At 37.3% G+C, this 260-nt stretch carries 1 protein-coding gene; it reads left to right on the top strand.

Annotation, left to right across the window (positions count from 1 at the left end):
- The coding region (locus FDW96_RS12630; RefSeq protein ID WP_212732891.1) for a hypothetical protein at positions 1-260 on the top strand (260 nt) is incomplete at both ends.

Here is a 260-nt window from a genome sequence, read left to right as displayed (position 1 = left end):
AAAAAACTTAAAATTAAACAAACGCTTGACAACTACGTACGCAACACAAATAAAAAATACAAGTATAATCTTTTGCCAGATGAAATTCTTGGCGAGGGAATGGCTAAACTAATCGAGCTTAACACGCAAGGTAAGCTTGGACGACATGCACAACAAATTGCTTATATCAATCATAACTTGAGCTTACAGCGACAAAAGGAACAACTGGAACAAGCTAACGAACGACTTGCTAAACGTGCTGAGAAAGCCCAAAAATTGCT

It is taken from the genome of Citrobacter sp. TBCS-15 (assembly GCF_005280815.1).
GTDB classification, from domain to species: domain Bacteria; phylum Pseudomonadota; class Gammaproteobacteria; order Enterobacterales; family Enterobacteriaceae; genus Citrobacter; species Citrobacter werkmanii.
The sequence above is the reverse complement of the archived record's forward strand: the minus strand, read 5'-3'. Positions and strand labels throughout refer to the sequence as shown.